The organism is Polaromonas sp. P1_E1_2 (assembly GCF_056406035.1).
In genome coordinates this window covers 1-8,212 of sequence record NZ_JBFUAZ010000139.1, presented here as the reverse complement: position 1 = coordinate 8,212, position 8,212 = coordinate 1, and the positions used below count along the sequence as shown (strand labels likewise).

Genomic DNA, 8,212 nt, shown 5'->3' with positions numbered 1-8,212 from the left:
CTGATGGGCGTGGGCGCGCTGTACAAGGCGGGCCTGGTCGAATGGATGACCAGCATGACCTACCAGGCGGCGTCCGGCGGCGGCGCCCAGCACATGCGCGAGCTGCTGACCCAATATGGCACGCTCAATAGCGAAGTCCGCGCCTTGCTGGACGATCCCAAATCAGCCATCCTGGAAATCGACCGCCGCGTGCTGGCCAAACAGCAATCACTGAATAGCGATGAGACGGCCAATTTCGGCGTGCCGCTGGGTGGCTCCCTCATTCCCTGGATCGACAAGGACCTGGGTAACGGCATGAGCAAGGAAGAATGGAAGGGCGGCGCGGAAACCAACAAGATCCTGGGCCAGGGTGCTGGTTTCGGCACGGCTGAAACGCCGGTCGACGGCTTCTGCGTGCGCATAGGCGCGATGCGCTGCCACAGTCAGGCCCTGACCTTCAAGCTGAAGAAGGACGTGCCGTTGGCCGATATCGAGGCCATGATCGCCGCAGACAACCAGTGGGTCAAAGTTGTGCCCAACACGCGTGAGGCCTCGATCAAGGACCTCACACCCGTCGCCGTGACGGGCACCATGCAGATTCCGGTGGGTCGCCTGCGCAAACTGGCCATGGGCCCCGACTACCTCGGTGCTTTCACCGTGGGCGATCAGTTGCTCTGGGGTGCGGCCGAACCGCTGCGCCGCATGCTTCGTATACTGCTTCAGGGGTAAATAATTCGGGGTGAGCGGTTGCCAACATGCGGCCACTCATCCGTAACCACTTGTTTCCGTGCGTTGTCGTCTGACAACATCCTGAACATGTAAGTTGATGCTAACTCGATGTGTCAAAACTTAAGTGGTGTCTTAGCTTGTCAGCCTAATGCCTTGATGTTAAGGTTGTTTTTCGAAAATTCGCATCGAGGTTTTTGTGCGCTTAAGCAGAATAAAGTTACATGCAGACCGAGCACTGGAGGCTCCCAACCCCATGAATAAACGCGGTCGTTGGCGTATTGGCGCCCTGGCGAGTGCCATTGCATTGCTGGGCAGCCTGGCAAGTCTTGAAGCCCATGCGCTTGCGCTGGGCCGGATCACCGTTCAATCGGCGCTGGGTGAACCCCTTCGCGCCGAAATCGAGATCACGGACCTCAAGCCCGATGAAGCAGCCAGCCTTCGGGCCGGTGTTGCACCGGCAGAAGCCTTCAAGGCAGCAGGCATGGAATACGGCACGGTGGTCACCGGTGTCGAAGTCAGCCTGCAACGTCGGACGGACGGACGGTCTTTCCTGCGATTGAGCAGCAACCGCCCCGTTACCGAGCCTTTCGTGGACCTCATCCTGGAGGCCAATTGGTCGAACGGGCGAATTACACGCGACTACACCATGCTGTTTGACCCGCCGGCACTGCGGTCCGGCAGTAGCGGCACAGCAGTTGCGCCAACTGCACCTGTGCTGTCGCGCCCCGGTTCGCCCAATGCCGCGCCGCCCTCCAAAGGCATTGCGTCCATCCCCTATTCCCCGTCAGGCCCCGGCTCCAGTGCCACCAGGCCCGCCCCCGTAGCCAAGGCACCTGCGGCAAAGGCGGAAAAAGCCCCCGCCGGCGACACACAGGTCACCGTCAAATCCGGTGACACCGCAGGCAAAATCGCTGCCCAGAACAAGCCGTCCAGCATTTCACTGGACCAGATGCTGGTCGCCTTGCTCCGAAGCAACCCGGATGCCTTCATCGGCGGCAATGTCAACCGCATCAAGTCCGGCGCCGTGCTGGACATCCCGACCGCCGAATCGGCCGGCGCCGTCTCCCCCGGCGAAGCTACCCAGACCATCGTCGCGCAAAGCAAGGACTTCAACACTTTCCGCCGAAAACTCGCAGAAGGCGTGCCAGCGGCACAGGTAGCCGGTGCCGACCGCCAGGCCGGCGGCAAGGTGGAGGCCAAGGTGGAAGACCGGGCGCCTGCCAGCACCACCCCCGACAAGCTCACCCTGTCCAAGGGAGCCGTCAAGGGCAAGGCAGCGACAGCCGCCGAAGAAAAGATTGCCAAGGAACGGCAAGCCAAAGAAGCCTCGACACGGGTCGCGGAGCTGTCCAAAAATATCAACGAGCTCAACAAACTCGGAAGCGGTCCGGCAGCGGCACCCGCAGCCAGCGCAGCCAAAACGCCAGGTGTGGCTGTTCCAGTTCCGTCCAGCGTTACAGTCCCCACACCTGCGGCGGCTCCGGCAGCTTCGGCGCCTTCCATCGCCGCATCGGCATCCACCAAGGCAGCGGTGACAGCCACACAGCCGGCCAGCGCAGCAGTTGCGGGCACGACGCCTGCGGTTCCCATGGCACCCGCCTCTGCAGCCTCAGCCACGGCTGCAAGCGCCGAGCCGCTTGCAGCGGCTTCACAACCAGCCCCCGCGGCCAGCGAACCCGTCGCACCGGTGGCAGCCGCTCCGGCAGCACCCAAAAAACCGGTTGTTGCGCYGCCTCCGCCGCCACCTGAACCCAGCCTGCTCGACGAACTGCTGGAAAACCCCCTGGTATTGCCGGGCGTAGGCCTTCTGGTCGCGTTGCTCGCCGGATTCGGTTTTTACCGGTACCGCCAGCGCGCCGGTGGGGCCCAGGTTGACAGCTCTTTCCTTGAAAGCAGGTTGCAGCCCGATTCTTTTTTCGGCGCCAGCGGCGGCCAAAGAATTGACACGAATGAAGGCAACGCCACGGGCTCGTCCCTGGTGTATTCGCCCAGTCAATTGGACGCCGCTGGCGACGTAGACCCCGTAGCCGAAGCCGATGTGTACCTGGCATATGGACGCGACCTGCAAGCTGAAGAAATCCTCAAGGAGGCGATGCGCACCAGCCCCATGCGCGTGGCAATTCACGCCAAGCTGATGGAAATCTATGCAAAACGCCGCGACAGCAAGGCATTTGAAACTGTCGCCATCGAAGCCTTCAATCTGACCCACGGCAATGGCCCGGAATGGGCGTACATCACCGAGATGGGCCGCGAGCTCGACCCTTCGAACCCGATGTACCAGCCTGGCGGACAGCCCGCCGGCACAGCCTCCGCCGCCGGGACCTCGGCGTTCAGCCCGGGCGGTACCGTGGCCATGGTGGCTCAACCGGTCAATGTCCCTGCGCCAACACCGGCCGTGGACGTTGATCTTGACCTGGATTTCTCACTCGGTGATGAGCCTGATACAGCCACGACCCCTGCGGCAATATCGGCACCCGTTGCACCAAAACCAGTTGCCCCGCCCGTCGTCAGGAAACCGGAACCCGCCGCCCTGAACATGGATTTCAGCAGCGCAACGGTTGCCATGCCTGCGGCCAAGCCACCGGCACCTGCTGCGGCCAAACCCGCCGAAGCGGCACCCGAGATTTCCTTTCTGTCCGAAGGCCTGAACTTTGAACCCGAGCCGTTCGTCCCGCCAGCCAAACCGGTTCCGCCGGTCAAGGCCGCTCCGGCCCCGGCAGTAGCCGACAGCGGCATGCTGGAATTCGACCTGGGCTCGCTTTCACTTGACCTGAATGGCCCAACAACGGAGAGTCCCGCTCCTGAGTTTGAAGTATCTTCTTCGTCGGATGACCCGCTTGAAACCAAGTTCATGCTGGCCGAAGAGTTCCGCTCGCTGGGTGACACCGACGGTGCCCGCTCGCTGGCCGAAGAAGTGCTGGCAGAAGCCAGTGGCCCGTTGAAAGTCAAGGCGCAGGCGTTCCTGAACGCCTTGGCGTGAGCGCAGCCTGAACGCACCGCGTTCACTGCGCACCGGCCGGGGTTCAACCGTGAGGATTGCCCTCGGCATCAGCTACAGCGGAAGTGCCTACGAGGGCTGGCAAAGCCAGCTCTCGGGCAATACCGTGCAAGACAAGCTGGAGCTGGCCTTGGCCAAGTTTGCCGCCCAGCCGATTCGTACCCTCTGCTGCGGGCGCACCGACGCTGGCGTGCATGCGCTGATGCAGGTCGTGCACTTTGACACGCCGCTGCAGCGCGACATTGCCTCATGGGTGCGCGGCACCAACACCTTTTTACCCGGTGACATCGCGGTGCAATGGGCACGCGAGGTCCCCGACGAATTCCATTGTCGCGGTAGCGCCATCGCACGCAGGTACGCCTACGTCGTGCTGGAATCACCAGTGCGGCCCAGCGTGGAAGCCGGGCGTGTCGGCTGGGTGTACCGGCCACTGGATGGCACTGCGATGCGACAGGCTGTCACGCACCTCATTGGCGAGCACGATTTCAGCTCTTTCCGGGCCGCGCAGTGCCAGGCCAAGTCCCCCGTCAAAACGATCAGCCGGATCGACATCTCCGAGCGTGCCGGTACGGGCTCCAAATACTGGCGCTTCGAGTTCGAGGCCAACGCCTTTTTGCACCACATGATTCGCAACATCATGGGCTGCCTGGTGGCTGTCGGCCAGGGCAACTACCCGCCAGGCTGGCTGGCCGAGGTAAGGGATGCGCGCAGCCGCGACGCAGCCGCGCCCACTTTTTCACCCGATGGGTTGTACTTCTTGGGACCGGTCTATGRAGACCACTATGGCCTCCCAAGTCGCACAGCGGCCTATGATTGGCTTCCATGACGCCCGCCACCCGCACCCGAATCAAGATCTGCGGCCTCACCCGCGAGGAAGACGTGGACGCGGCCGTGGCTGCCGGAGCCGATGCAATCGGGTTTGTGATGTACGAAGCCAGCCCGCGCCATGTGACAGCCGAACGCGCCGCCGAACTGGCTCGCCGCCTGCCTCCTTTCGTGACGCCGGTGCTGCTTTTCGTCAATGCCCCCGCTACAAAAATCATAGCTGCTTGCGCAGGCCTACCAATGGCTTTACTACAATTTCATGGTGACGAAACACCCGAGATCTGCCTGGAGGCCGGGCGCCCGTTCATGCGCGCCGCACGCATTCCACTTGGTGAAAAAACCACTGAAAGCACGCCTGGAACCTCCGGCGGCTTTGATCTCGTAAAATACGCACAAGACTTCAAGGCCGCACAAGCCATCCTGCTCGACGCTCATGTCGAAGGTTATGGTGGCGGCGGGAAAACATTCAATTGGTCACTTCTTCCTCCAAACGTCAGCGCTCACCTCGTTTTGTCTGGTGGATTGACGCCTGCAAACGTGATCGATGGCATTTTGCAAGTCAGGCCGCGTTGCACAACGCTGGCCGTTGATGTCAGTTCGGGCGTCGAGATTTCCAAGGGAATCAAAAGCGCCGACAAGATCAACCAGTTTGTAGCGGCCGTTCGCGCCGCCGACGAACTACTTGCAAAGAGTCTTAACCATGTACGAGTACCACCAGCCTGACGTTTCAGGCCATTTCGGAATTTACGGCGGCAGTTTTGTTTCAGAAACCCTGACGCACGCCATCAATGAGCTCAAAGACGCCTACGCCAAATACCAGCACGACCCGGAGTTCCTCGCCGAATTCCATTCCGAGCTGGCGCATTTCGTAGGCCGCCCCTCTCCGATTTACCACGCCGCACGCATGAGCCGTGAACAAGGCGGCGCGCAGATTTACCTCAAGCGCGAAGACCTGAACCACACCGGCGCGCACAAGATCAACAACACCATAGGCCAGGCCATGCTGGCGCGCCGCATGGGCAAGCCGCGCGTGATTGCTGAAACCGGCGCCGGTCAGCACGGCGTGGCCACGGCCACCATCTGCGCCCGCTACGGCCTGGAATGCGTGGTCTACATGGGCAGCGAAGATGTCAAGCGCCAAAGCCCTAATGTCTACCGCATGAACCTCCTGGGCGCCACCGTGGTGCCGGTCGAAAGCGGCAGCAAGACGCTGAAAGACGCGCTCAACGAAGCCATGCGCGACTGGGTCGCCAACGTGGACAACACCTTCTACATCATTGGCACCGTGGCAGGCCCCCACCCCTACCCCATGATGGTCCGCGACTTCCAGAGCGTGATCGGCACCGAATGCCTGCAGCAGATGCCGGAGTTCATCGGCACGAAGCAACCCGACGCAGTGATCGCCTGCGTGGGCGGCGGCAGCAACGCCATGGGCATCTTCCATCCCTATATCCAGCACGCCAAAACCCGCTTGATCGGCGTCGAGGCCGCAGGTGAAGGCCTGGACAGCGGCAAGCACTCCGCGTCGCTGCAGCGTGGCCTGCCCGGCGTGCTGCACGGCAACCGCACCTATGTGCTGCAAAACGACGACGGCCAGGTGACCGAAACGCACAGCATCAGCGCGGGCCTCGACTACCCCGGCGTCGGCCCCGAGCACGCATTCCTCAAAGACATCGGCCGTGCCGAATACGTCGGCATCACCGACACCGAGGCGCTGGAAGCTTTTCACTACCTGTGTCGCACCGAGGGCATCATTCCGGCGCTTGAATCCAGCCATGCCGTGGCCTGCGCAATGAAGATGGCTCGCACCATGCGCCCAGACCAGAGCCTGCTCGTCAATCTCTCAGGCCGGGGCGACAAGGACATCGGCACGGTAGCCGACCTTTCGGGCGCGGAGTTTTACGACCGGCCTTCGATGCGGGGCTTCTCTGTCAAGGGTGGTGCGACAACCGCGGCTTCGTTCGATGCCAGCGGCGCCAAGGGCAGCGGGGTGCAATCATGAGCCGCATTGCCACCACCTTCTCCACACTGAAAAGCCAGGGCCGCAAGGCCTTGATCCCTTACGTCACGGCGGGCTTTCCCTTTGCCGACGTTACCCCCGAGCTGATGCACAGCATGGTGGCCGGCGGCGCCAACGTGATCGAGCTGGGCGTGCCSTTTTCCGACCCCAGCGCCGACGGCCCKGTCATCCAGAAGGCGGGTGAAAAAGCCTTGTCCCTGGGCATCGGCCTGGCGCAGGTGCTGGAGATGGTGCGCCAGTTCCGCACCAAAGACAGCGCCACCCCCGTCGTTCTGATGGGCTACGCCAACCCGGTCGAACGCTACGACATCAAACACGGCGGCAGCAAAACCGAAAGCGCCTTCATCCGCGACGCTGCCGCGGCCGGCGTGGACGGCGTACTCATCGTCGATTACCCACCCGAAGAATGCGTGGAATTTGCCGCCCGGCTGCGCGCCCACGGCATGGACCTGATCTTTTTGCTGGCCCCCACCAGCACGGACGCCCGCATGGCCCAGGTGGCGCAAGTCGCCAGCGGCTATGTCTACTATGTCTCGCTCAAGGGCGTGACGGGCGCCGGCACGCTGGACGTGGACGCCGTGGAGGCCATGCTGCCGCGCATCCGCAAGCATGTGAACGTACCCGTGGGCGTGGGCTTCGGCATTCGCGACGCCGCCACGGCCAAGGCCATCGGCAAGGTGGCCGACGCGGTGGTGATCGGCAGCAAGATCATCCAGCTGATTGAAAACCAGCCGCGTGACAAGGTGGCAATCGTTGCCAGGGACTTTTTGAAGGAAATCCGTACTGCTTTGGACTGACTTTTAATGGGCGAAACCCGGCGCATAATTGCGCTTTTCGCCCGGCAAATGCGTCTGGATCCCGCTCGACACCCTAAGGACTTACCCAATGTCTTGGTTAGAAAAACTTCTTCCCCCAAAAATCAGCCCCACCGATCCGACCGAGCGTCGAAGTGTGCCCGAGGGCCTGTGGATCAAGTGCCCGAGTTGCGAAGCCGTGCTCTACAAAACCGACCTGGAAAAAAACCAGAACGTCTGCCCGCAGTGCAGTCACCACCACCGCATAGGCGCGCGCGCCCGGCTGGACGCCTTTCTGGACCCGGAAGGCCGTTATGAACTGGGCCAGGAAGTGCTGCCCGTCGACGCCCTCAAGTTCAAGGACAGCCGCAAATACCCCGAACGCCTGAAAGAAGCCCTGGAAAACACCCAGGAAACCGACGCCCTGGTGGTGATGGGCGGCGCCGTTCACAGCATCGGCGTGGTGGTCGCCTGCTTTGAGTTTGATTTCATGGGCGGCAGCATGGGCAGCGTGGTGGGCGAGCGCTTTGTGCGCGGCGTGCACGCCGCTATCGAGCAAAAAGTGCCTTTCATCTGCTTTACCGCCACCGGCGGCGCACGCATGCAGGAAGGCCTGCTAAGCCTGATGCAAATGGCCAAAACCAATGCATCGCTGACCCGCCTGGCCAAAAAAGGCCTGCCCTACATCAGCGTGTTGACCGACCCGACCATGGGCGGTGTGAGCGCCGGCTTTGCCTTCGTGGGCGACATCGTGATCGCCGAGCCCAAGGCCCTGATCGGCTTTGCCGGCCCGCGCGTCATTGAGTCCACCGTGCGCGTCACGCTGCCTGAAGGCTTTCAGCGCGCCGAGTTTTTGCAAACCAAGGG

Annotated in this window: 7 protein-coding genes; all 7 read left to right on the top strand. The window is 62.3% G+C overall.

Features of this window, described 5'->3' with window-relative positions:
- Positions 1-708: aspartate-semialdehyde dehydrogenase (locus tag AC1D1P_RS09035; RefSeq protein ID WP_477672735.1), on the top strand; the 708-nt coding region annotated here is incomplete at its 5' end.
- Positions 709-961: 253 nt separating this feature from the next.
- A complete protein-coding gene (locus AC1D1P_RS09030; RefSeq protein WP_477672734.1) occupies positions 962-3,688 on the top strand; it encodes a FimV/HubP family polar landmark protein in 2,727 nt (908 codons plus the stop codon).
- Between the two features lie 49 nt (positions 3,689-3,737).
- Positions 3,738-4,532 carry a tRNA pseudouridine(38-40) synthase TruA gene (gene truA / locus AC1D1P_RS09025; RefSeq protein ID WP_477672733.1) on the top strand — a complete coding sequence of 265 codons (795 nt, stop codon included), beginning with the start codon at positions 3,738-3,740 and terminating at the stop codon, positions 4,530-4,532.
- Positions 4,529-5,254 carry a phosphoribosylanthranilate isomerase gene (locus AC1D1P_RS09020; protein WP_477672732.1) on the top strand — a complete coding sequence of 242 codons (726 nt, stop codon included), beginning with the start codon at positions 4,529-4,531 and terminating at the stop codon, positions 5,252-5,254. The genes truA and AC1D1P_RS09020 overlap by 4 nt, the downstream gene beginning before the upstream one ends.
- Positions 5,232-6,533 (top strand): tryptophan synthase subunit beta, encoded by a 1,302-nt coding sequence (gene trpB, locus AC1D1P_RS09015; RefSeq protein WP_477671343.1) that lies wholly within the window; start codon positions 5,232-5,234, stop codon positions 6,531-6,533. The genes AC1D1P_RS09020 and trpB overlap by 23 nt, the downstream gene beginning before the upstream one ends.
- Complete coding sequence (trpA, locus tag AC1D1P_RS09010) at positions 6,530-7,348, top strand: tryptophan synthase subunit alpha (RefSeq protein ID WP_477671342.1); 819 nt, start codon at positions 6,530-6,532, stop codon at positions 7,346-7,348. The genes trpB and trpA overlap by 4 nt, the downstream gene beginning before the upstream one ends.
- Before the next feature lie 88 nt (positions 7,349-7,436).
- On the top strand, positions 7,437-8,212 hold a 776-nt coding region (gene accD, locus AC1D1P_RS09005; RefSeq protein WP_477672731.1), incomplete at its 3' end, for an acetyl-CoA carboxylase, carboxyltransferase subunit beta.